Below are 21509 nucleotides of genomic sequence, written 5' to 3'. Positions count from 1 at the left end.
GCCTCCACAGGGCGGTCGTCGACGACGGCGTGACAGGACGGGGGAGTCCTCGCACCGCGGACGACGAGCGGACATCGGGCCGGTGCCCGGTCTTCCCGGGGGCCGGTCGCGGCGGTGCGGATCGTGCCTCGTCGGTCGATCGTACCGTTCCGCGCTACATGTCATGATCGTCGCAGCTTGCGGGGCCGCATGACAGGGCCGCACGACAGGGACGGAGACGTGGGCAGGGAACGGATCGAGCTCTGTGGTCGGGACGAGGTGCTGGACGCTCTGCGCGGCACTCCAGGGGCGTCGTTGACGGTCCTCCGTGGCCCCACCTCCAGCGGACGGACCGCACTGCTCACCCGGATCGGTGACGAGCTGCGCGAGTCGGGTTCCACCGTCCTGTTCGTGGACGCGGTCCAGGACCACGCGGACTGGGACCGGTTCGGGGTCCGCCCGCTGCTGGCCGCGGTCCGTCGATCCTTCGAGCAGCTCGACCCCGGGCTCGAACTGCCCGGGGCGATGCGGTCGGTGCGCCACCTGGCCACCGCCGAGACCTACGAGTCGATCGCCGGGCGCTCCCGGCTGCGCGCGGAGACCGGTCGCCTCCTCGCCGCGGTCGGCGCCCGGGGCCCGGTCACCGTCGCCGTCGACGACGCCGACCACGTCGAGGCTCCGCTGTTCGTGCTCGCGGAGGCCCGACGCGCCGGGCACCGCGTGCTCGCCGCGACGCGGACGGCACAGCTCCCGACCGAGCAGGTCGCCGAGGTCGGTGACGTCGCCGACGAGATCATCGACCTCCCGATGCTGCCGGACGAGGCATCGGTGGAGATCCTGCGGCGGGCGGCGGGCGGCCCGGTCGACCCGGGACTCGTCGACGCCCTGCGGGGCGCGCTCGGGCTGTTGTTCGGGTGCCCGGGAACCCTGATCTCCACCCTGGCCGCGTTGCGTGCGGACGACCGTGTCGTGCGCGTGGACCGCAACCTCTGCCTCCGCGACGACCGCGCGCCGATCGGGCTCCCGACCGGGCACTTCCTGGTGGAGGCGGTGCGCACCGCAGGTCGTGTCGCGGAGGAGCTCGTCGCCCTCGCGGCGGGCCCCACCGGGCTCCGGATCGCCGACCTCGACGCCGTCGCCGGGGCGACCGGGCGGACCGCGGTGGGCTGTGGCGCCGTCGTCGACGCCCTCGCCGCGGAGTCCGCGCTCGAGTGCGACTTCCGGGGGCGCCTGACACCGCTGTGCCGGGCGCTGGGGACCACGGTGCGGGCCGGGCTGGGGGAGGACGCGCTGCGCGACCTGCACGTGCGGATCGGCCGCCGGCTGCAGTCCACGGTCGAGCTCAGCGGCCGCGACGACCTGTCCGCACTCGCCGACCACGTCGCCGCGGCCGGAACGGCGTGGCCCGCCCAGCAGCGGCTGACGGTCGTGTTGCACGACGAGGCCGTCCGCGTCGCCGACAGCGACCCGGACCGCGCGATCACCCGTCTCCGGTCCGCGTGGCGGCACGCCGGGCCCGGACACGGCCGGCGTCGTGTGCAGACCGAGCTGATCCGCACGACCCGGGCCGCGGGCCGCTTCGACGAGCTGGCCGACTTCGTCGCCGACGCCGTCGACGAGGGTGGGTACCGGACGACGGGCTCCCGCACCGAGCTGACCGCGGCCGCCGCGCTCGCCGCCCTGCAGCTCGGCCGCCGGGTGAGCACGCCGGTCCGCTCGGCCCTGGCCGGGATCGGGGACCCCTACTGCCCGCTGGAGCTGTGCGAGCGCTGGTGGCGCGGTGACCACCTCTCGATCGGTGAGCTGGTGCGGGGCTTCGCGCCGCTCGCGCCCGGCGGGCCGGTGTCGACGCTGCGGGACCTGTCCGCGGACTCGCTGCGGGTGCCCGCGGACGTCCGGCACGCGTACTCCCGGCGGCGGCTGGTGCCGCTGCTCCGGTGGCTGCAGGGACCCGGCTACCGGCCGCCGGCCGAGGGCCCGTTCGCGGCGTTCGAGCGCATGATGATCGCCTACGGGGACGGGCGCTGGAACCGGGCGTTGTCGGCGGCCCGGCTGCTGCAGACCCAGGAGTCCGCGGACCTGGTCTCCCGGCCGTGGGCGGCGCTGGCCGCCGCGGCCGTCCATCGCTACCGGGGCCGGGAACGGCGTGCACTGGCGTGGGCGCAGATGATCCCCGAGCTCGACGACACCGACACCGACACCGCCGTGCCCGCGTTGCGGGAGTGGGCGCAGGCGCGGCTCGCCTACACCGGGGAGAACCCGCTGGAGGCGCTGCCCCTGACCTGGGCGGTGTACTGCCGCGAGCTGCGGCGCGGCTCCCCGGGGCCGCACGCCGGTGAGGTCCTGAACTGGCTGGCGATGCTCGCCCGCAGCAGCGGCGACGACGGGTGGCGGCGCCGGATCGGCGAGGCGGTCGAGGAGGCGGTCGCCGCGGAGCCCGAGTCGGTCGGCCCGGAGTACGGCGATCTGATCCGGGCGATGCTCCACGACGACCCCGCCGCCGCCCGCCGGGGCGTCGCGTGGTGGCGTGAACGGGGCAGCCTGCCGGACCTGGCACAGGCGTGCCTGCAGGCCGCCGACGTCGTCGGGGCCGAGGAGGCGGAGCCCCTGCTGCACGAGGCGCTCGCCATCGCCGACGACCTGAAGGCGGTCCGGCTCCGGCGCTCGGTGCGGCGGGCGATGGCGCGGTACGGGATCGCCGTGCGGACCCCCGAGCTCACCGAGCAGCGGCTGTCCGAGCTGGAGATGCAGCTGGTCGAGCTCATCACCGAGGGCCGCTCGAACCGGCAGATCGCGGCCAGGATCACGATGAGCGAGAAGACGGTCGAGAACCACCTCACCCGGCTCTTCGGCAAGACCGGCTGCCGCAACCGGCGCGAGCTGGTCGTCGCGCACCTGGCGGGCCGGCTCACCGGGCTGGCTCCCGAGCCGTGGGAACCCGGCGTCGGGGCCCGTTAGAGTCCGCTGCGTGACCGAATTCGTGAGCCTGTCCGTGGACGCCGGCGTCGGGACGATCCGGATCGACCGCCCGCCGATGAACGCCCTGAACCGCCAGATCCAGGGCGAGCTGCTGGAGGTGGCCGACGAAGCCGCCACCCGCGCCGACGTGCGTGCGGTCGTCGTCCACGGCGGGGAGAAGACCTTCGCCGCGGGAGCGGACGTCAAGGAGATGGCGTCGATGTCCTACTCGGACATGGCCCCGCAGGCCCGCAAGCTCTCCGCCGGGCTGGGCGCGATCTCCACCATCCCGAAGCCGACGGTCGCCGCGGTGACCGGCTACGCCCTCGGCGGCGGCCTGGAGGTCGTGCTCGGTGCGGACCGCCGCATCGCGGGCGACAACGTCAAGCTCGGCTTCCCGGAGATCCTGCTCGGCATCTTCCCCGGCGGCGGCGGCACCCAGCGCGCCGCGCGGCTGATCGGCCCGTCCCGCACCAAGGACCTGATCTACACCGGCCGCATGGTCAAGGCCGACGAGGCCCTGGCGATCGGCCTGGTCGACGAGGTCGTGCCCGCCGACGAGGTCTACACCCGCGCCGTTGCGTGGGCGCAGCAGTTCACCGCGGGCCCCGCCCTGGCCTACGCCGCCGCGAAGAAGGCGATCGACAACGGCCTCGACACCGACCTGCGCACCGGCCTGGACATCGAGTCCGAGCTGTTCGCGGGCGTGTTCGCCACCGACGACGCGAAGGCCGGCATGGCCAGCTTCGTCGAGAACGGCCCCGGCAAGGCCACCTTCACCGGCCGCTGAGCCGCACCGCCCCGCCCGGACGCGCGACGCGCCCGGGCGGGGAGCGGGTCGGCGGCGCCGTTCTGCAAAACTCCTACTCATGAGTTCGGACCCGGCGCCCACCCCGCACGCCACCGCCGAGCAGGTCGAGGCGGCCTGGCACGACCCGAAGCTCGCCAACGTGCTCTACCACGACTGGGAGGCGGGCACCTACGACGAGAAGTGGTCGATCAGCTACGACGAGCGCTGCATCGACTACGCCGTCGGCCGCTTCCGCGCCGCGGCCCCGTGGGACGGCCGCCCCTACCTGCGCGCCCTGGAGCTGGGCAGCGGCACCGGGTTCTTCCTGCTGAACCTCATGCAGGCCGGCGTCGCCGACCGCGGCGTCGTCACCGACCTCTCGCCGGGCATGGTCGCCGCCGCCACCCGCAACGCCGAGCACCTCGGGCTGGAGGTGGAGGGGGCCGTCGTCGACGGCGAGCACATCCCCTTCCCCGACGACAGCTTCGACCTCGTCGTCGGGCACGCGGTGCTGCACCACATCCCCGACGTCGAGGCCGCGTTCCGCGAGGTCCTGCGGGTGCTGGAGCCGGGCGGGCGGTTCGTGTTCGCGGGCGAGCCGACCACCGTCGGCGACGCCTACGCCCGCACGCTCGGGCAGTGGACCTGGAAGGCCACCACCACGCTGACCAAGCTCGGCCCGCTGCGGGGCTGGCGCCGCCCGCAGCACGAGCTCGACGAGTCCTCGCGTGCCGCCGCGCTGGAGTCCGTGGTCGACATCCACACCTTCGACCCGGCCGCGCTGGAGGCCACCGCCCGCCGGGCCGGTGCCGAGGGCGTCGCCGCGCACACCGAGGAGTTCGCCGCGGCCATGCTCGGCTGGCCGGTGCGGACCTTCGAGGCCGCCGTCCCGCCCGGGCGACTCGGGTGGAACTGGGCGATGTTCGCCTACCACGGCTGGCAGCGGCTGTCCTGGCTCGACGAGCACCTGCTCACCCATGTCGTGCCGCGCAGCTGGTTCTACAACGCGCTGATCACCGGGACGAAGCCGAGATGAGCGTTCGGCCCCGCCGGGGCGCCCTCGCCGTCAGACTCGACGACGTGGAGCACCCGCTGGAGCCGTTCTGGCGCGGCGTCATCGCCTACCGCCTGCTGACCCTGCTGACCGTCGTCGGCGTGACGCTCTACCACCTGCGCACCGGCTACGAGCGCCCGCTGGCCGCGGTCGCCGTGCTCGGCGTGATGGTGGCGTGGACGGCCGTGACGTCGTGGGGCTACCTCGGTGGGCTGCCCGGCGCCCCGGACCGCCGCGGCCTGCTGGCCCTGGCCGACCTCGGTGTCTGCGTCGCGGTCATGGCGACGACCCCACTGGTCGTGCGCGTCGCCCACCTCGACGAGGGTGGTCCCGGCATGGGGTCGATCTGGACCTCCGGCGCGGTGCTGGCCTGCGCGGTCGCGTTCCGGATCACCGGCGGCGTGCTCGCCGCCGCCGTGATCACGGTGGCGCTGGTGCTGTCCAAGCAGCGGTTCGGGGTGCTGGAGCTGGGCGACATGCAGCTGCTCCTGCTGGCCGGGCTGACCGTCGGGTTCGCCGCGCACGTGCTGGAGCGCACCGCCGCCCGGCTGCGCCGCCTCGTCGCCGAACAGGCCGCGACCGCCGAACGCGAGCGGCTCACCCGGGCCGTGCACGACGGCGTCCTGCAGGTGCTGGCGCACGTCCAGCGCCGCGGTGCGGAGCTGGGCGGCGGGGCGACCGAGCTGGGTGTGCTCGCCGGGGAGCAGGAGACCGCGCTGCGCGCGCTGCTGTCCGGGTCGGGGACCACCGACGCGTCCGGGCGCCGCGACCTCGCCGCCGCGCTGCGGATCCTCGCCTCGGACCGGGTCACCGTCTCGGCCCCCGGACGGCCGGTCGAGCTGAGCGGGCCGGTCGTCGACGAGGTGGAGGGCGCGGTGCGGGCCGCGCTCGCGAACGTGGCACTGCACGCGGGCCCGGACGCGCGCGCCTGGGTGCTGGTCGAGGAGCTGCCCGGGGCGGTCGAGGTCAGCGTCCGCGACGACGGCCCCGGCATCCCCGAGGGCCGCCTCGCCGAGGCCGAGGCGCAGGGCCGGATGGGGGTGTCCCGCTCGATCCGTGGCCGCGTCGGCGACATCGGCGGGACACTGACGCTGGACACCGGACCGGACATCGGAACCGAATGGGTCATCAGGGTCCCCAGGGAGGACACATGAGCATCCGGGTGATGGTCGTCGACGACCACCCGATCTGGCGCGAGGGCGTGGCCCGCGACCTCGCCGAGCGCGGCCTCGACGTCGTCGCGACGGCCCCGGACGCGCCCGCCGCGGTCCGGATCGCGACGGCCGTGCGGCCTGACGTGATCCTCATGGACCTCAACCTGGGCGCGACCTCCGGCGTGGACGCGATCGCCGCGATCGGACAGCAGAGCCCGGACAGCCGGGTGCTGGTGCTGTCCGCGTCGGGCGAGCACGCCGACGTCCTGGAGGCGGTCAAGGCCGGTGCGCTCGGCTACCTGGTGAAGTCGGCCGGGGTCGAGGAACTGCTGGAGGCGATCCGGCGCACCGCCGACGGCGTCGCCGTGTTCACCCCGGGGCTGGCCGGGCTGGTGCTGGGGGAGTACCGGCGGCTCGCCGACGCCCCGCGCCCCGCCGACGGCGCGCCGTCGGTCCCGGCGCTCACCGAGCGGGAGACCGAGGTGCTACGCCTGGTCGCGAAGGGCATGACGGCCAAGCAGATCGCGGCGAAGCTCGTCGTCTCGCACCGGACCGTCGAGAGCCACGTGCAGAACACCCTGCGCAAGCTGCAGCTGCACAACCGCAGCCAGCTCGTCCGCTACGCGATCGAACAGGGACTCGCCGACTGAGCCCGTCCGGGAGCGGCACGGTGGGTTCCCCGCGGTGAACGGCGGCAAACGGTAACGGGGGACACCCCCATCACGAACAGGTCACGGGACCCGGCAGACTCGGAGCAGCCCCCGACGCGCGACCCCCGGAGACGCCTGTGACCGACCCGAGCGCGCTGATCGGGTACCTGCTCCAGAGCCCCTGGCTGGTGCCCCTGCTCGCCGTCGCCGTGATGTGCGACGGGCCGTTCCCGTTCCTCCCGAGCGAGCCGGTGCTCTTCAGCGCCACGGCCGCCGCACTGGCGGACGGCGACCGGTGGCGGATCGTGGCCCTGTTCGGTGCCGCGGTGGTCGGCTCCCTGCTCGGCGACGCGCTGCTCTACGGCGCCGGACGCAGCTCCCACTCCGTGGTCCGGGCCACCCGTCGCGGTGACGGGACCGGTGCCTGGATCCGCCGCCACCTGCACCGACGGCCGATCACCGCGCTGGTCGCGACCCGGCTGCTGCCGGGCGGACGGCTGGCGAGCGTGTCCGCGGCCGGCCGGGTCCGGCTGCCGCTGCGCGCGTTCCTGCCCGCGACCGTCGCCAGCGCGCTGGTGTGGAGCACCTGGATGACCGGCATCGGTGTCCTGGTCGGACCGATCACGCACGGCGACCCGCTGATGTCGGTGCTCGCCGGGGTCGTCCTCGCGGCGCTCGTCGCGTCCGTGGCCGCCGCGGCCAGGGCGCTGCTGCGGCTGCGCCGCCCCGTCGTCGCGGTCTGACCGGTCCGGCCGGTCCGACGGGCGCCCGACCCGTTCGCGTCGAACCTGCGTCCCGCGCCGTTCGGACGGTCTCCTGCGCTGCGGCACATGGCAAGCTGAGCCGTCCGGACGAACGGGGCGGGGAGAGCTGAGGACGTGCACGAGGACGGCGAGCGGATCTCGGCGGTGGCGGTGGGGCGGCCGGTCGTGCCGCCGGGGGTCGAGGTCGTGGCCCACGTGCCGCCCGCGCCCGCCGAGGGGGCCGCGGCCGCGGTCGACCGCGCCCGGCCCGGCCTGGTCCTGGTCGACCTGACCGGCCCGGAGGGCGTGGCGCCCGCGGTGATCTCCGCGGTGCTCGCGCGCGTCCCGGCCGTCGCCGTGCTCGCCGTCGCCGGTGCGGTCGCCGACCACGCCCGGGTCCTCGACGCGGTCCGGGCCGGCGCGACCGGCGTCGCGACCAGTGCGGACCCCCGGGAGCTCGCCGCCGTCGCCGCCGCGGCCGCTGCCGGGCGGCCCGCGTTCTCCCCGGGGCTGGCCGACGTCGTCCTGGAGTCGGTCGCGGCCCCCGCGCACGCGGTTCCGGAGCTCAGCCCGCGCGAGTCCGAGGTGCTGCGGCTGGTGGTCGAGGGGCTCACCGCCAAGCAGATCGCGGCCCGGCTGGTGCTGTCCCCGCGCACGGTCGAGAACCACGTGCAGCGGCTGCTGCGCAAGTTCGAGGTGCCCGGCCGCGCGGCGCTCGTCCGGCACGCCATCGAGTACGGGCTCGCCTGAACCGTCGCTTGTACGTTTCTGCGTATTTCCGTACTTTCGTGGTGTGACCGATCTCGACGCCCGGCTGCGTGCCGTGGAACGCGCCGTCGCCGACCTGCAGGACGCACTCCGTCCGACCGGCGGGGACACCCCCGCGGCGCCCGCGGACGACGTCCTCTGGGCGCTGACCGAGCTGGAGGCCCGCAGCCCCGGCGCGGTCCTGATGGCGGGAAGCGTCGCCGTCCCCGGCACCGGTGAGGTCCGCTGGCAGTACGCCCGCCCCGGCGAGGCGCTGCTCGACGCCGACTGGTCCGAGCTCGCCGGCACCCTCGACGCGCTCGCCCACCCCGCACGGCTGGCGATCCTGCAGCACGTGCTGGGCGGGGTGCACGGCACCGCGCAGCTGCTGGAGCAACCCTCGGTCGGCACGACCGGGCAGCTGCACCACCACCTGCGCCAGCTCGTCGCCGCCGGGTGGCTGGCCTCGACCCGCCGCGGCCACTACGAGGTGCCCGCCGCCCGTGTCGTCCCGCTGCTGGTCACAGTCCTGGCCGCGCACCGATGAGGGGACCCGCGATGACCGCCACCACCACCTCCACCTCGACGACCGCCGGGACCGGGCACCGCGTCGGGGCCGTGTCCGCTGTCGCCGCCGTCGCCGCCGTGCTGGCGGTGCTCGTCGGCGCCGTCGCCGGCCCGGAGCACCGGCGGCTCGGCCCGCAGACCACCGGTGACCCGGCCCTGGCCGAGCGGGTCCGCGCCGCGGCGGGCGGACACGACGGCTACCGGTCGCTCGCCGTCGCCGAGGTCACGCCGACCACGGTCACCACCGCCGGGCTCGGCCCCGCCGACGCCGGGGCACCCTTCGAGATCGGCTCGGTCACCAAGACGTTCACCGCCGCGTTGTTCGCCGACGCCGTGACCCGCGGCGAGGTGCGTCCCGACGCCCCGCTGGAGCGGGCCCTGCCGGAGCTGGCGGGCACCCCGGCGGGCGCGGTCACCCTCGCCTCGCTCGCCCAGCACCGCTCCGGGCTGCCGCCGCTGGGCGCGACCGCCGCCGCCGGGGCCCTGGCCACGACGGTGAACCTGAACCCGTACTCGTCCACGACCACCGCGCAGCTCCTCGACGACGCCCGCGCCGCCGCGGTGGACCCGCAGCAGCCGCCCACGTACTCCAACTTCGGCGTCGCGCTGCTGGGGACGGCGCTCGTCCGCGCCGCAGGCGCCGACGGCTACCCGCAGCTGGTCGCCGACCGGATCACCGGCCCCCTCGGCATGTCCACGACGACCTTCGCCGCCACCGACGCGCAGGTCCCGGACACCGCGGTCCCCGGACACCGCGACAACGGGCGCCCCGCGCCGCGCTGGGTCGGCGAGGGCTACCTGCCCGCCGGGAGCTCCACCTTCTCGACCGTCGAGGACCTCGCACGCTGGGCCGCGGCCCAGCTCACCGGCGTCGCACCGGGGACCGCCGCGCTGACCCCGACCGCGCAGGACGGGCCCGGCACGTCGATCGGCTGGATCTGGGTCACCAGCGAGGCCACCGGCGCCGACGGCGCCCGGCACCCCTACGTCTGGCACAACGGCGGCACCGCCGGGTTCAGCAGCATGGTCGCCCTCGACCGCGACGGCGGCCGGGCCGTGGTCGTGCTCGGCGACACCACCGCCGGGGTCGAACCGGTCGCCGGCACCCTGCTGTTCGGCACACCTCCGTCCGACGGCGGCGCGGGCCTCCTCGCCTGGGCGCCGGTCGCGGCCGCGGCGCTGTTCTCGCTGCTCGCGCTGCGCCGCGCGTTGCGGGAGGGGGCCCTGCTGCCGATCGCCGACGGCCTGCTGACCGCGGTGTTCGGGCTGGTGCTGCTGTGGAACCGGGGTCCGTGGGCCTCGGTCGGGGGCTGGGTGTGGGGCCTCGTGCTCGCCCCGGCCGCGGCCGCGCTGGTCCTCGCCGTGCTGCGGGGCCGCGACCTGCCGCTGCGCCCTTCCGGGCGCGCCGTCACGGCCTGGGCGGGGCTCGGGCTCTCGGCGGCGCTGGTCGCCGTGGCGGTGTGGGCGGGCTGAGACCCCGCGAGGCTCGCGGGAGCAGCGCCCGCGCCGGCTACCGACGCGCGGTGAGCCGGGCCAGTGCCGCGTCGAGCACGGCGGGCACGTCGGGCGCGGACAGCACGTCCACCGGCCGGGTGCCCGGCTCGGCGGGCACCGTCGCCCCACGGGCAGGCCCGAAGCCGGTCTCCACGGTCAGCGCCGTGGGCGTCGGGGTCAGCGACCCGGGCGCGACGCACTCCAGCAGTGCCGTCGCGTCGTGCAGGGCGACGGCGTCGCGGCCGTAGCGGCCCCGGTAGAACCGCATGTACGGGGCGATCATCGCGGCCAGCTCGGCGCCGACCGGATCGGCGTCGCCCAGTGCGGCGACCCACTCCGGGCCCGCGGCACAGCCCAGCGTGGTCTCCAGCGGCACCAGCGCGACCGGCGCGGAGCCCGCGCCGGGGTCCTGGGCGAGGACACGGTGCGCGGCCTCCGGGTCGGCGTGGACGTTGAACTCGGCCGCGGCGGTGACGTTCCCGCCGCCGATCGCCCCGCCCATGACGACGACCCGCTCGATATGCCCCGCCAGGTCGGGACGGGCGGCCAGCAGGATCGCGGTGTCGGTCAGCGGGCCGATCGAGGCGATCGTGACCGGCTCGGTCGCCTCCTCGAGCACCCGCGCCATCAACGCGACCCCGGATCCGGCCACCGGCGCGACCGGCTCCGGCAGCGCCGCGGCGCGCCCGCCGAGCCCGTCGGAGCCGTGCACGTGCCCGGCCCGCTGTTCGCGCCGGTGCACCAGCGGGCGGGCGGCCCCGACCCCCAGGGGGACGTCCGGCCGCCCGGCGAGGGCGAGCAGCCGTCCCGCGTTGGGCAGCGTGGCGTCCAGGCCGACGTTGCCGAACGTGGCGACGACGGCCCGGACGTCCACCTCGGGACTGCGCAGGGCGAGGACGAGCGCGACGGCGTCGTCGACACCGGGGTCGGTCGAGATGATCAACGGACGGGGCACACCGGCGAGCCTACGACCGGCCCGCCGGGGCGGTCACTCGCTCCGGGTGGGCTCGTCCTCGTGCTCGGCGTCGACCTCGCGGGCGGCCGCTCCGGTGGCCCCGGAGTCGTCGGTCGTCGCGGCGGGTCGGGGGTTGCCCGCCTTGTCGGCGTCGACGCGGGAGGTGCCGCCGCCTCCGGAGGTCAGTTCGTCGGTACCGACGTCGGTGCCGTCGTCGGGCTGGCGGTGGTCGCTCACGGGCTGGCCTCTCGGGTGGGGATCGCGGTCCTCGGGAGGTACCCGTCGCCGCAGGGGTGCACACGCCTAGTGTCTGGCGGGTGCGACGTCCGCCGATCCCCGACGCCGACCCGGAGCAGGCGAAGCTGTTCAGCCTCACCTCGCTGCGCTGGATCCTGCGCCACCGCGCGTACGGCCCCTGGTACCTGCGGCGGTACTGGCGGCTGGCGAAGCTGCGGCTGCGGCACCCGCACGTCGTGCTGCGCGGCATGGTGTTCCTGGGCAAGGACGTCACGATCGAGGCCCGCCCCGGGTTCGGGCGGCTCGAGATCGGCCGGTGGGTGCACATCGGCGACGGCACCGCCCTGCGCTGCCACGAGGGCTCGATGCGGATCGGCGACAAGGTCGTGTTCGGCCGCGACAACACCGTCAACTGCTACCTCGACGTCGAGATCGGCGCGACGACGCTGGTCGCCGACTGGGTCTACGTCACCGACTTCGACCACCGCACCGACGACGTCCGGCGCCCGATCAAGGACCAGGGCATCGTGAAGTCGCCGGTCCGGATCGGCGAGGGCTGCTGGCTCGGGGTGAAGACCTCGGTGCTGCGCGGCACCCGGATCGGCCCGGGGAGCGTGCTCGGGGCGCACGCGGTCGCGCGGGGGGACATCCCCGCGGAGTCGATCGCCGTCGGGACCCCGGCGCGGGTGGTGCGGGACCGGCGGGCCGACTACGAGGCCGCGGCCGCCGAGCGTGCCGCCGTCGCCGACATGGCCCGCAAGGCCGATCGGGCCCTGCAGGCCCGGCTGGACCGGGCCTGAGCACCCCGCGGGCTCAGGTGTCGAACAGGTTCCCGGTGGGGATCTTCGGGCGGGGGAGCTCCCTCGGCCCGGCCGCGGTGGCACCGGCGTAGATGCGCGCGGTGTGCCCGGCGATCACCGGCCAGGCGAAGTCGGTGCGCAGCCGGGCCCGGGCGGCGCGGGCCCGGCGGCGGGCCGCGGCCGGGTCGGCGAGCGCGCGGTCCACGGCGTCGGCGATCCCGGGGACGTCGCCGGGGGCGAACCCGAGACCGGTCTCGCCGTCGCGGACCAGCTCGCCGAGCCCGCCCGCGGTCGAGGCGACGAGCGTCGCGCCCACCGCTGCGGCCTCCAGCGCCACGATCCCGAACGGCTCGTAGCGGCTCGGCAGCACGACGGCGTCCGCACCGCGCAGCAGGGCGGTCAGCTCGCCGTCGGGCAGGTGGCCGAGAAAGGTCACCGAGCGCGTCACCCGGTGCTGCGCGGCGCGCTCGACCAGCATGTCCTGCTGGGTCCCGGTCCCCGCGACGAGCAGCCGGGTCCCGCGGTGCCGCCGCCGGATCCTGGGCAGCGCCGCGATCAGGTCCTGGACGCCCTTCTCGTACTCCAGGCGTCCGACGTAGACGATCCGCGGCCCGTCGCCAGCCGGTGCCGCGGCGGCGCGGGACCGCCAGCGACGCGGGTCGATGCCGTTGTGCACCACGTGGACGGCGGCCGGGTCGAGGTCGTGCAGGGCCGAGACCTCGGTGCGCATCGCGGCGGAGCAGGTGATGACCTCGTCCGCACGCTGGGCGAGCCACCACTCGGTGGAGTGCACCTGCCGGTTCAGCGGGCCCGGCAGCCAGCCGGAGTGCCGGCCAGCCTCGGTGGCGTGCACGGTCGCGACCAGTGGGACGCCGAGGACGTCGGCGAGCGCGATCGACGGATGCGCGACGAGCCAGTCGTGGGCGTGCACGACGTCCGGCCGCCAGCCCGGCAGCAGCGTTGTCAGGGCGTGGCGCAGCATCGCGTGCCCCATCGCGAGCGTCCACGCGACCAGGTCGTCGGCGAACTCGAGTTCCGGCGGGTCCTCGGCCACCCGCAGTACCCGGACCCCGTCGACGGTCTCGGCGCGGGTCGGATGGGTCTCGGCGTCGGTGCCGGTGGGGGCCCGGGACAGCACGACGACCTCGTGCCCGGCCGCGACGAGCTCACGGGACAGCGCGTGCACGTGCCGCCCCAGCCCGCCGACGACGACCGGCGGGAACTCCCAGCTGACCATCAGCACCCGCATCGCCCGATCCTGGCAAACGCCGGACCGGTGGTAACCCCCGGGGCGTCGTCCACCGCGCTGGGCCCCGCGACCCCGCGGCCCCCGCCGCGCCCGGCGGGGCGGTGGACCCGGTGCCCGGCGGGGTGGTGAGTCCGGCGCCCGGGGTCGGTGGCCCACGGACACCCACCTCGCCGTATTCGCTTACCGGGTAAGCGAGTTCGCGGTCAGACCCGCTCCAGGTCCCGCGTCCACGTGTCCGGAGGCCGGTGGCAGGGTGGCAGCGGCGTGTCCGCTCAGGTCCCGCGCGTCCACGTGCCCGAAGGTCGGCAGCGGCGCGTCCACCCAGGCCGCGACCCGGCGCCGAGCGGCCCGCCGCCGACCGGCGCGCAGCAGCCCGGACAGCTCGGCCACCCGCCCGGCGTGCAGGGCGGCGCGTGAGCGGGCGTACCCGGCGGCGGAGTCCTTGCTGACCATGAACGCCCAGTCGCTGGACAGGGCGTGCAACGCCTGGTCGGCGAGCAGGTCGGCCAGCGGGTCCCGGACGGGCCCGGGGTGCGGGGCGGCGAGCAGGTCGGACTGGACGGCGGCGTTCGTCGCGACCAGGTCGGCGACCTGCGGCCCGGCCCAGACCCGCCAGTCCTTGCCCGAGCCCCAGGACGACTCCCGGAGGTCGACCGGATCGCCGACCAGCCCGTCGTCGACGGCGTCGCCGAGGGTGCGCACGGCGACCCCTGCCTCGGGCAGCCGGCGGAGCACGGCGGCCAGCCACGCCGGCCCCTCGTGCCACCAGTGCCCGAACAGCTCGGTGTCGAACGCGGCGACGGTCAGTGCCGGGCGGCCGCGCTCGGCACGCAGTGCCCTCAGCCGCGCGACGACGGTGTCGACGAAGTCGTCGGCGTCGCGGGAGACCGCGCGGGCGGCGAGCGCGGGGTCGTAGGGCTTCTTGCGCCCGGTCGGCACCCGCCGTCCGGTGACCCGCGCCGGTTTGAGGCCGGAGTCGTGGTCCCAGGTGTGGAAGTCGCGGTACTCGGCCGAGCCGGGGTAGCCCTTGCGGGGCGACCACACCCGGTAGGTGATCTCCAGGTCGCGGCCGACGCACACGACGTCGGAGGTCCCCACCGGCCGGGCGAACGCGGTGTCACCGCGCAGCGCGGGGCCGTCGACGAGGAAGCGGTGCACCCCGGCGGCCGCGTAGTCGTGCTCCATCCCGGGCGCGAAGCCGCACTCGGGCGCCCAGATCCCGGCCGGTCGGGCACCCAGGCGGAGTGCGTGGTCGTCGAGCCCGGCGCGCAGCGAGAACGCACGGACCCGCGGGTCGAGGAGCGGCTGGAACGGGTGCGCGGCCGGCCCTCCCAGCAGCTCGACGGCGCCGGAGTCGCGCAGCCCGCGCAGCGCGGGCGACCCGCCGTGGCGCCAGTGCCGCTCGAACTCCGCCGTCGCCGCCGTCGACACCCGGTGCTCGTGCGCGGCCAGGTCGGGCAGCCGGCCCGCCGCCGAATGCGCACGCAGCGTCCATCCGCCGAGCCAGTCGTGCACCCCGCGCAGGCAGTGCGGGTCGTCGAGCTGGGCGGCCAGGACCGGCGTCACCCCGAGGGTGGCGAGTCCGGTGCGGCCCTCGTCGGCCAGCTCGCGCAGCGTCGCGACGACGGGCAGGTAGGAGTGCGCCCAGGACTGGTAGAGCCACTCCTCGCCGACGGGCCACCGGCCGTGCCGGGCCAGCAGCGGCAGGTGCGAGTGCAGGACCAGGCAGAACGTCCCGACGGGCGTGCCGCTCACGGCCGGGTCGCCGTGACCAGCAGGTCGAGCGAGGCGTCGAGGTCGGCCTGGTCGCCGGTGCGCAGCACGAAGTCCGAGCACCGCACCCCGGCGACGTCGACGGCCAGCGCCTGCGGCCACGGCTGCCCGGACAGCGCCAGCGCGGTCTGCGCCTCGATCAGGCCGCCGTGGCGGGCGTCGAGCTCGCGCAGCCGCGGACCGTGGTGCAGCCCCTGCACCACGACCCGGCCGAACCCGGCGTCGGTGACCAGACCGGCCAGCTCGCGGGGGTCGAGCTCGCGGGTGTGGAACGGGTTGAGCGGGGTGTCGCGGCCGGGGGAGAAGGTGATCCGGTTCGGTGTCGACACCATCAGCCGCCCGCCGGGGCGCAGCACCCGCAGGCACTCGCGCAGGAACCGCTCCTGCTCCCACAGGTGCTCGATGACCTGCAACGACACGACGACGTCGACGCTCCCGTCGGGCACCGGCAGCGCCACCAGGTTGGCCCGGGCCACCCCGACCCGCGGATAGCGGGCCCGGACGTGGGCGACGGTCGCCACGTCGTAGTCCAGCGCCAGCACTGCGCGGGCGGTCCCGGCGAGCAGGTCGGCGCCGTAGCCCTCGCCGCATCCGGCCTCCAGCACGACGCCGCCCGAGCAGTCGGCGGCGATGGCCGCGTAGACCACCTCGTGGCGGCGGAACCAGTAGTTCTCGTGGCTGATGCCCGGGACGGTGCGCTCCCCGGTGAGGGGCAGGCTGCTGGTCACCCTCCGACTTCACCACGCCCGTCGGTGAGACCTCCCACCGGTCCCCTCGCGTGCGCTACCGCTCGTCGACGCGGGGCAACGCAGCGTCACCGCGGACGTCTGGAGACGTGGAGCCCGACGCAGGACCTGCCAGGCACGACGGAGGGAGACCCATGACCGACATCGCGACCGACGAGGACACGGTGACGCTGACCATCACCGGCCGTAGCGGATCCTGGCTCGTGTCGGGTGTGCTCGGCCGGGAACCGCTGCCGCTCAAGGGGTTGGACGACGGCGCCCTCGCCGAGATGCTGTGGGCGATGCTGCCGGTCCCCCCGTCGGCCGCGCACGGCCCCGCGTACCCGGCCCCCGCGCCCGGCCGCCGGCACCCGGGCTGAGCCGCACTAGGGCCTCAGTCGGGTCGCGCACGTCCGGTTCGCGGTCGGCGCACGGTTCGTGCCGGTCGCCGTGCGATCGCTCCCGGACGGGTACCGCCGGCCCACCGACGGGTATCCGCCCTTCCCCCGGCCGTGCGGGTCGGGTGACGCCCACGGCGTCGTGCCGAGAGGAGCCCAGGATGAACGACCCGGCGGACGAGAACGAGACGCTGTCGCTCACCATCACCGGGCGGTCCGGTTCCTGGGTGGTGTCGGGCGTGCTCGGTGACGAGCCGGTCGAGCCGCGCGCGATGGACGACGAGGCCCTCGGCGAGGTGCTGTCGATGGTCGTGCCCGAGGAGGACCGCGCCGACGCCGAGCCCCCGCCCGGCCGCCGCGTCGGCTGAGCCCTACAGCCGTCCGTCGGCTGAGTCCTACAGCCGTCCCCGCAGCAGCGAGGCCGCCAGCAGCGCCACCTCGACCTGCAGCCGGTCCTTCCCGACCGGGCGTCCGAGCAGTTCCTCGGCCTTGCGCACCCGGTAGTGCACGGTGTTCTTGTGCAGGTGCAGCCGGGCCGCGGCCCGGGTGTAGCTGCCGCCCTCGGCCAGGAAGACCCGCAGCGTCGCCCGGAGCTGGTCCACGCCCGGCTCCTCGCAGGTCAGCCCGGCCAGCACCCGGTCCACCCAGCGGCGCAGCTCGTCGGACCGGTCGGTCAGCAGCGCGGCGACCGCGACCTCGTCGAAGTCGGTGACCGCCGGGCGGGCCTCGTCGGTCTCGGCGACAGCCCGCGCCCGGACGGCCTCCGCCAGTGACCCGCGGAACCCGGCCAGGCCCCGGCCCGCTCCGCCGAGCGCGAGGCGCAGGTGCCCCGGCAGCCGCTCCCGCAGCAGTGCGACGTCGAGCGGGGGCACGTCGGGCGCGCTGTGCCACGCCCACAGGGTGCGGCTGTCGGCGAGCACGGTCAGCGGTGGTCGGCTCGACGCCTCGCCGAGCAGCCGTGCCCCGGCCTGGAGGACGGCGTCGTCGACCGGCTCGCCCGCCGCCCCGGGCGCCCACAGCACCGCGGCCCGGTGCCAGCCCCCGACCGGGATCCCGAGCAGCTCGCGGGCGGCGGCCTCGCTCAGCGGTTCGGTCTCCAGGACCATCCGCACCCGCGCGGCGATGTCGGCGCCGGAACGCGTGCTCCACCGCCGTCGCTCGGTCTCGTAGATGTCGATCAGGCCTCCGATGACCTGGTCGATGTAGCGGTTGGTGCGGCCGGTCAGCTCGGACAGGACGGTGAGCGGGTCGGGACCCGGCCGGTCCAGCCGGCGCAGCGCGTCGATCGCCCACTGGTCGAACATGTGCTCGCCGAGCCGGTAGGCGCGCAGCAGCGCCTCCAGCGACAGCTCGTACTGGGCGAACCGGCGGGCGTACTCGGCGGCCGCCGGCGGCACCGTGATCTGCTCCATCGGGATGGCGTGCGCGAGCATCCCGACGATCGCCGACAGGTTCGCCGCGGTGCTCGCGACCATCAGCCGCCGGACCGTCTCGTCGTGCCGGAACTCCGGGATGACCCCGACGAACCAGTCGGTCATCTCGGTGGTCAGCTCGGGCAGCCGGGCCTCGATGTCGCGGGCGACGGCCGCCACGACCTCGTCGACGTCGGCGGGCACGACGACGAACCTAGAGCCAGGCCGGATCGAGGTCGACGGTGGTCCGGTCCAGCGACGCGAGCAGGTCGAACCAGGGCCCGGTCCGCGGCAGCTCGTAGCGGAAGAAGTACCGGGCGGCGGCCCGCTTGCCCCGGCCCAGGTCGTCGTCGCGGCCGGCGGCGGCGAGCAGCTGCTCCAGCCACACCCACGCGACGACGACGTGCCCGGTCGCCTCCAGGTGCACCGAGGCGTTCGCGAGCCGCGCCGCGACGTCGGGTTCGGCGTGCAGCGCGCGGGTCACCTCCACCAGCCGCACCCGGGCCGCGTCGAGCGCGTCGGCGTGCTCGGCCGCCTCGCCGCCCGCGGCGCGGCCCCGTGCGACGGTCGCGGCGAGCACCGCGTCGAGGGCGTCGAGCCCGGCGGCGCCGCGCATGGCGAGCTTGCGTCCGAGCAGGTCCAGGCCCTGGATGCCGTGGGTGCCCTCGTGGATCGGGTTGAGCCGGTTGTCGCGGTAGTGCTGCTCGACGTCGTACTCGCGGGTGTAGCCGTAGCCGCCGTGCACCTGGATCGCCAGGGCGTTGGCCGCCAGGCACCACTGCGACGGCCAGCTCTTCGCGATCGGGGTGAGCACGTCGAGCAGCAGCCCGGCCCGCTCGCGGTCGGCCGGGTCCTCGGCGGTGCGCTGGTCGTCGAGCAGCCGCCCGCAGTACAGGACCAGGCCCAGCCCACCCTCCACGTAGGACTTGCCCGCGAGCAGCATCCGCCGGACGTCGGCGTGGTCGACGATCGGGACCTGCGGCGCCGCCGGGTCCTTCGCGTCGACCGGGCGGCCCTGCGGCCGGCTCCGCGCGTACTCCACCGCGGCGAGCTGGCCGGTGTAGCCCAGCGCCACCGCGCCGGCACCGACACCGACCCGGGCCTCGTTCATCATGTGGAACATCTGCGCGAGCCCGGTGTGCGGCTCGCCGACGAGGTGTCCGACCGCCCCCGGCTCGCCACCCGGGGTGTGCGCGCCCTCGCCGAAGTTCAGCACGGTGTTGGTGGTGCCGCGGTAGCCCATCTTGTGGTTCAGTCCGGCGAGCACGACGTCGTTGCGGTCCCCGTCGGGCAGGAACTTCGGCACCACGAACAGCGAGATGCCCTTCACCCCCGCCGGACCGCCGGGGATCTTCGCGAGCACCAGGTGGACGATGTTCTCGCCGAGCTCGTGGTCCCCGCCGGAGATCCACATCTTGGTGCCGGTGATCCGGTACGTGCCGTCGCCGCGGGGCTCGGCGCGGGTGGTGATGTCGGCCAGCGACGACCCGGCCTGGGTCTCCGACAGGCACATCGTGCCGTGGAAGCGGCCCTCCAGCATCGGCCGCACCCAGGTGTCCACCTGCTCCGGGGAACCGTGCGCGAGCAGCAGGTTCGCGTTCGCCGTGGTGAGCATGGCGTAGGCGAAGGTGCTGATGTTCGCCGCCGCGAACCACGCCGAGCACGTCGTGTGCACGACCTGGGGGAGCTGCAGGCCGCCCGCGTCGGCGTCGGCGGTGGCACCGAGCAGGCCGGTGCCGGCCAGCGCCGCCAGCGCGGGTGCCACCTCCGGGTGCATCTCGACGCGGCCGTCGACGAAGCGCGGTTCCTCGGCGTCGTTGCGCTTGTTGTGCGGGCGGAACCGCTCGGCCGCGATCTCGGCGCAGACGTCGAGGACGGCGTCGACGGTCTCCCGGGAGTGCTCGGCGAACCGCGGACGGGCGGTCAACGCGGTGACGTCGAGCCAGTCGTGCAGCAGGAAGTCCAGGTCGCTGCGGGACAGCAGCTGCGACGGTGCGGCCATGACGGCTCCTTCGGGTCGGGGGCGGCGGATCGGGCGGGTCGGCGGGTCGGGCGCGGTGAGCGGGTCGGGACGGGCCGCCGTCGAGCGGCAGGACCGTACCGGTGACCGACCGCCGGCCCGCGCGGCGAGGGGATCGTCGTGGGTACCGCGGCACGTCCGTCCCGGACGAGGATCGCGGTCCGAGTGGTGCAGCGCGAGGAACTCGGCGCTGCTTTGTGTCCTCGGTACAACCGGCCCGGCCGGGTTCGTGATCCACGCCCATGGCGTCGGTCACACGGCGCTCCTACCTTGGGCGGGTCGATCGACGACGCCGTGTCCGACACCGAGGGGAAGGACCCCGATGCACATCGCCGTGCTCCCGCAGGATCGCGTCCGGGCTGCGCCGACCGGACCGTGCATCGCCGACGAGACCCGCGCGCTCGACAACGCGGCGTTCGCCGACGCCGTCGCGGGTGCTGCCGCCGCCCTGCACGCCGCGGGGGCCGGTCGGGGCGACGTGGTCGCGGTCGTGCTGCCCAACCGGGTCGAGCTCGTGGTCACCCTGTTCGCGGCCTGGCGGCTCGGGGCCGCCGTCACCCCGGTCAACCCGGCACTGACCGTCGACGAGGCGGGGCACCAGATCACCGACTCCGCCGCGCGTGTCGTGGTGGGGGAACGGGCGGCGTCGCCGCTGGTGACCCTCGACGTCGCCGAGCTGACCGGGGACCCGGCCGCCGCGCCGGAACCGGTCACCGACGACGACGCGCTGGCCCTGCTGATCTACACCAGCGGTACCACCGGGCGGCCCAAGGGCGTCATGCTCGACCACCGCAACGTCCGCGCCATGTGCGAGATGATCATCGCCGGGATCGGGCTCGACGACACCGACCACAGCCTGCTGATCCTGCCGCTGTTCCACGTCAACGGCATCGTCGTCTCCGTCCTGTCCCCGCTCCTGGCAGGCGGGCGCACCACGATCGCCGGCCGGTTCCGGGCGGAGACCTTCCTCGACGTGGTCGCCCGGGTCCGGCCCACCTACTTCTCCGCGGTCCCCGCGATCTACGCCATGCTCGCCGCCCTGCCCGCCGACGCGGTGGCCGACACGAGCTCGCTGCGCCTGGTCATCTGCGGGGCGGCGCCCATGCCCGCCGAGCTGATCGCCCGTTTCGAGGGCCGGTTCGACGTGCCGCTGGTGGAGGGGTACGGACTCTCCGAGGGCACCTGCGCCTCGACCCTGAACCCGCCCGGCGGGCCGCGCCGTCCCGGCACCGTCGGACTGCCGCTCCCAGGACAGACCGTCGCGCTGATGGGCCCCGACGGCACCCTCGTCGACGACGGCCCGGGCGAGGTCGTGATCTCCGGTCCGAACGTGATGCGCGGCTACCTGAACCTGCCCGGGGCCACCGCCGAGACGATCCGCGACGGCTGGCTGCACACCGGCGACGTCGGCCGGTTCGACGACGACGGCTACCTGGTCCTGGTCGACCGGATCAAGGACATGATCATCCGAGGTGGGGAGAACCTCTACCCCAAGGAGATCGAGAACGCGCTCTACGCGCACCCGGCCGTGCACGAGGCCGCCGTGGTCGGTGCCGCCGACCCGGTCCTCGGCGAGGTCCCCGTCGCCCACGTGGCCCTGCTCCCCGGGGCCGTCGCGAGCCCGGAGGAGCTCGTCGAGCACTGCGCGGGGCGACTGGCCCGGATCAAGATCCCCACCCGGATCACGATCGTGGACGCCCTGCCGAAGAACTCCGTCGGCAAGATCGACAAACCCACCCTGCGCCGGGCGGCAGTCCCGACCGGCTGACCCGGCACGACCCGGCACGACCCGACACCGATACGA

Annotated in this window: 20 protein-coding genes; 13 read left to right on the top strand and 7 right to left on the bottom strand. The window is 75.5% G+C overall.

Going from position 1 to position 21509, the window contains the following annotated elements; all coding sequences use genetic code 11:
• The first annotated feature begins 219 nt into the window (after nt 1-219).
• The 9 genes from Ae717Ps2_RS21015 to Ae717Ps2_RS20975 all read left to right on the top strand — a co-directional run bounded on the left by Ae717Ps2_RS21015 (nt 220) and on the right by Ae717Ps2_RS20975 (nt 10115).
• Entirely contained in the window at nt 220-2937 is a 2718-nt protein-coding gene (locus tag Ae717Ps2_RS21015; protein WP_075310591.1) for a helix-turn-helix transcriptional regulator, read from the top strand.
• Nucleotides 2938-2947: 10 nt separating this feature from the next.
• Entirely contained in the window at nt 2948-3727 is a 780-nt protein-coding gene (locus Ae717Ps2_RS21010) for an enoyl-CoA hydratase/isomerase family protein (RefSeq protein ID WP_020624499.1), read from the top strand.
• A 79-nt stretch (nt 3728-3806) separates the two neighbouring features.
• A complete protein-coding gene (locus Ae717Ps2_RS21005) occupies nt 3807-4763 on the top strand; it encodes a class I SAM-dependent methyltransferase (protein WP_020624500.1) in 957 nt (318 codons plus the stop codon).
• Nucleotides 4760-5935, top strand: a complete 1176-nt coding sequence (macS, locus tag Ae717Ps2_RS21000) for a MacS family sensor histidine kinase (protein WP_075310595.1) — start codon at nt 4760-4762, stop codon at nt 5933-5935. Before Ae717Ps2_RS21005 ends, macS begins: the two co-directional genes overlap by 4 nt.
• Nucleotides 5932-6585 (top strand): response regulator transcription factor, encoded by a 654-nt coding sequence (locus Ae717Ps2_RS20995; RefSeq protein WP_020624502.1) that lies wholly within the window; start codon nt 5932-5934, stop codon nt 6583-6585. Before macS ends, Ae717Ps2_RS20995 begins: the two co-directional genes overlap by 4 nt.
• A 137-nt stretch (nt 6586-6722) precedes the next feature.
• Entirely contained in the window at nt 6723-7328 is a 606-nt protein-coding gene (locus Ae717Ps2_RS20990) for a DedA family protein (RefSeq protein ID WP_020624503.1), read from the top strand.
• 135 nt (nt 7329-7463) lie between these two features.
• Complete coding sequence (locus tag Ae717Ps2_RS20985) at nt 7464-8078, top strand: response regulator transcription factor (protein ID WP_075333801.1); 615 nt, start codon at nt 7464-7466, stop codon at nt 8076-8078.
• A gap of 43 nt (nt 8079-8121) precedes the next feature.
• The gene (locus Ae717Ps2_RS20980; RefSeq protein ID WP_020624505.1) at nt 8122-8622 is read left to right on the top strand and encodes a helix-turn-helix transcriptional regulator; all 501 of its coding nucleotides are present in this window, start codon (nt 8122-8124) and stop codon (nt 8620-8622) included.
• Nucleotides 8623-8633: 11 nt separating this feature from the next.
• The gene (locus Ae717Ps2_RS20975) at nt 8634-10115 is read left to right on the top strand and encodes a serine hydrolase (protein WP_075333800.1); all 1482 of its coding nucleotides are present in this window, start codon (nt 8634-8636) and stop codon (nt 10113-10115) included.
• Between the two features lie 37 nt (nt 10116-10152).
• On the opposite strand, the gene Ae717Ps2_RS20970 is transcribed toward Ae717Ps2_RS20975, so the two are convergent.
• Nucleotides 10153-11091 (bottom strand): nucleoside hydrolase, encoded by a 939-nt coding sequence (locus Ae717Ps2_RS20970; protein ID WP_075310603.1) that lies wholly within the window; start codon nt 11089-11091, stop codon nt 10153-10155.
• A gap of 33 nt (nt 11092-11124) precedes the next feature.
• The gene (locus Ae717Ps2_RS20965) at nt 11125-11328 is read right to left on the bottom strand and encodes a hypothetical protein (RefSeq protein WP_075310605.1); all 204 of its coding nucleotides are present in this window, start codon (nt 11326-11328) and stop codon (nt 11125-11127) included.
• Nucleotides 11329-11408: 80 nt separating this feature from the next.
• On the opposite strand from Ae717Ps2_RS20965, the gene Ae717Ps2_RS20960 reads away from it, so the two are divergent.
• Nucleotides 11409-12128 (top strand): acyltransferase, encoded by a 720-nt coding sequence (locus Ae717Ps2_RS20960; protein WP_020624509.1) that lies wholly within the window; start codon nt 11409-11411, stop codon nt 12126-12128.
• A 13-nt stretch (nt 12129-12141) separates the two neighbouring features.
• Here the strand turns inward: Ae717Ps2_RS20960 and Ae717Ps2_RS20955 are convergent, their stop codons facing one another.
• The 3 genes from Ae717Ps2_RS20955 to Ae717Ps2_RS20945 form a co-directional block, all read right to left on the bottom strand.
• The gene (locus Ae717Ps2_RS20955) at nt 12142-13377 is read right to left on the bottom strand and encodes a glycosyltransferase family 4 protein (RefSeq protein ID WP_075310606.1); all 1236 of its coding nucleotides are present in this window, start codon (nt 13375-13377) and stop codon (nt 12142-12144) included.
• A gap of 180 nt (nt 13378-13557) precedes the next feature.
• Nucleotides 13558-15132 carry a glycoside hydrolase family 57 protein gene (locus Ae717Ps2_RS20950; RefSeq protein ID WP_020625242.1) on the bottom strand — a complete coding sequence of 525 codons (1575 nt, stop codon included), beginning with the start codon at nt 15130-15132 and terminating at the stop codon, nt 13558-13560.
• The gene (locus tag Ae717Ps2_RS20945; RefSeq protein ID WP_020625243.1) at nt 15129-15878 is read right to left on the bottom strand and encodes a bifunctional 2-polyprenyl-6-hydroxyphenol methylase/3-demethylubiquinol 3-O-methyltransferase UbiG; all 750 of its coding nucleotides are present in this window, start codon (nt 15876-15878) and stop codon (nt 15129-15131) included. The genes Ae717Ps2_RS20950 and Ae717Ps2_RS20945 overlap by 4 nt, the downstream gene beginning before the upstream one ends.
• A 152-nt stretch (nt 15879-16030) precedes the next feature.
• Here Ae717Ps2_RS20945 and Ae717Ps2_RS20940 point away from each other — a divergent pair, with 152 nt between their 5' ends.
• Nucleotides 16031-16255: a hypothetical protein gene (locus Ae717Ps2_RS20940; protein ID WP_020625244.1), complete on the top strand. Its 225-nt coding sequence runs from the start codon at nt 16031-16033 to the stop codon at nt 16253-16255.
• A gap of 179 nt (nt 16256-16434) precedes the next feature.
• On the top strand, nt 16435-16641 hold the full coding sequence (locus tag Ae717Ps2_RS20935; RefSeq protein ID WP_020625245.1) for a hypothetical protein: 207 nt from the start codon (nt 16435-16437) through the stop codon (nt 16639-16641).
• A 27-nt stretch (nt 16642-16668) separates the two neighbouring features.
• Here the strand turns inward: Ae717Ps2_RS20935 and Ae717Ps2_RS20930 are convergent, their stop codons facing one another.
• Together Ae717Ps2_RS20930 and Ae717Ps2_RS20925 are read right to left on the bottom strand one after the other, a co-directional pair.
• Nucleotides 16669-17889, bottom strand: coding sequence for a helix-turn-helix domain-containing protein (locus Ae717Ps2_RS20930; RefSeq protein WP_020625246.1), 1221 nt, complete (start codon nt 17887-17889; stop codon nt 16669-16671).
• Nucleotides 17890-17899: 10 nt separating this feature from the next.
• Complete coding sequence (locus Ae717Ps2_RS20925; RefSeq protein ID WP_075333799.1) at nt 17900-19687, bottom strand: acyl-CoA dehydrogenase; 1788 nt, start codon at nt 19685-19687, stop codon at nt 17900-17902.
• A 340-nt stretch (nt 19688-20027) separates the two neighbouring features.
• Here Ae717Ps2_RS20925 and Ae717Ps2_RS20920 point away from each other — a divergent pair, with 340 nt between their 5' ends.
• Nucleotides 20028-21473 carry a class I adenylate-forming enzyme family protein gene (locus Ae717Ps2_RS20920; RefSeq protein WP_075333798.1) on the top strand — a complete coding sequence of 482 codons (1446 nt, stop codon included), beginning with the start codon at nt 20028-20030 and terminating at the stop codon, nt 21471-21473.
• Nucleotides 21474-21509: the final 36 nt, after the last annotated feature.

It is taken from the genome of Pseudonocardia sp. Ae717_Ps2, assembly GCF_001932475.1.
In the GTDB taxonomy this organism is placed as follows: Bacteria; Actinomycetota; Actinomycetes; order Mycobacteriales; family Pseudonocardiaceae; genus Pseudonocardia.
This window is presented reverse-complemented; position numbering and strand designations above follow the sequence as displayed.

What these genes read in the sequence shown, in the direction of transcription:
- Ae717Ps2_RS21005 (WP_020624500.1), top strand. Translation starts at nt 3,807, where the DNA reads ATGAGTTCGGACCCGGCGCCCACCCCGCACGCCACCGCCGAGCAGGTC.
- macS (WP_075310595.1), top strand. Translation starts at nt 4,760, where the DNA reads ATGAGCGTTCGGCCCCGCCGGGGCGCCCTCGCCGTCAGACTCGACGAC.
- Ae717Ps2_RS20995 (WP_020624502.1), top strand. Translation starts at nt 5,932, where the DNA reads ATGAGCATCCGGGTGATGGTCGTCGACGACCACCCGATCTGGCGCGAG.
- Ae717Ps2_RS20975 (WP_075333800.1), top strand. Translation starts at nt 8,634, where the DNA reads ATGACCGCCACCACCACCTCCACCTCGACGACCGCCGGGACCGGGCAC.
- Ae717Ps2_RS20955 (WP_075310606.1), bottom strand. Translation starts at nt 13,377, where the DNA reads ATGCGGGTGCTGATGGTCAGCTGGGAGTTCCCGCCGGTCGTCGTCGGC.
- Ae717Ps2_RS20940 (WP_020625244.1), top strand. Translation starts at nt 16,031, where the DNA reads ATGACCGACATCGCGACCGACGAGGACACGGTGACGCTGACCATCACC.
- Ae717Ps2_RS20935 (WP_020625245.1), top strand. Translation starts at nt 16,435, where the DNA reads ATGAACGACCCGGCGGACGAGAACGAGACGCTGTCGCTCACCATCACC.
- Ae717Ps2_RS20925 (WP_075333799.1), bottom strand. Translation starts at nt 19,687, where the DNA reads ATGGCCGCACCGTCGCAGCTGCTGTCCCGCAGCGACCTGGACTTCCTG.
- Ae717Ps2_RS20920 (WP_075333798.1), top strand. Translation starts at nt 20,028, where the DNA reads ATGCACATCGCCGTGCTCCCGCAGGATCGCGTCCGGGCTGCGCCGACC.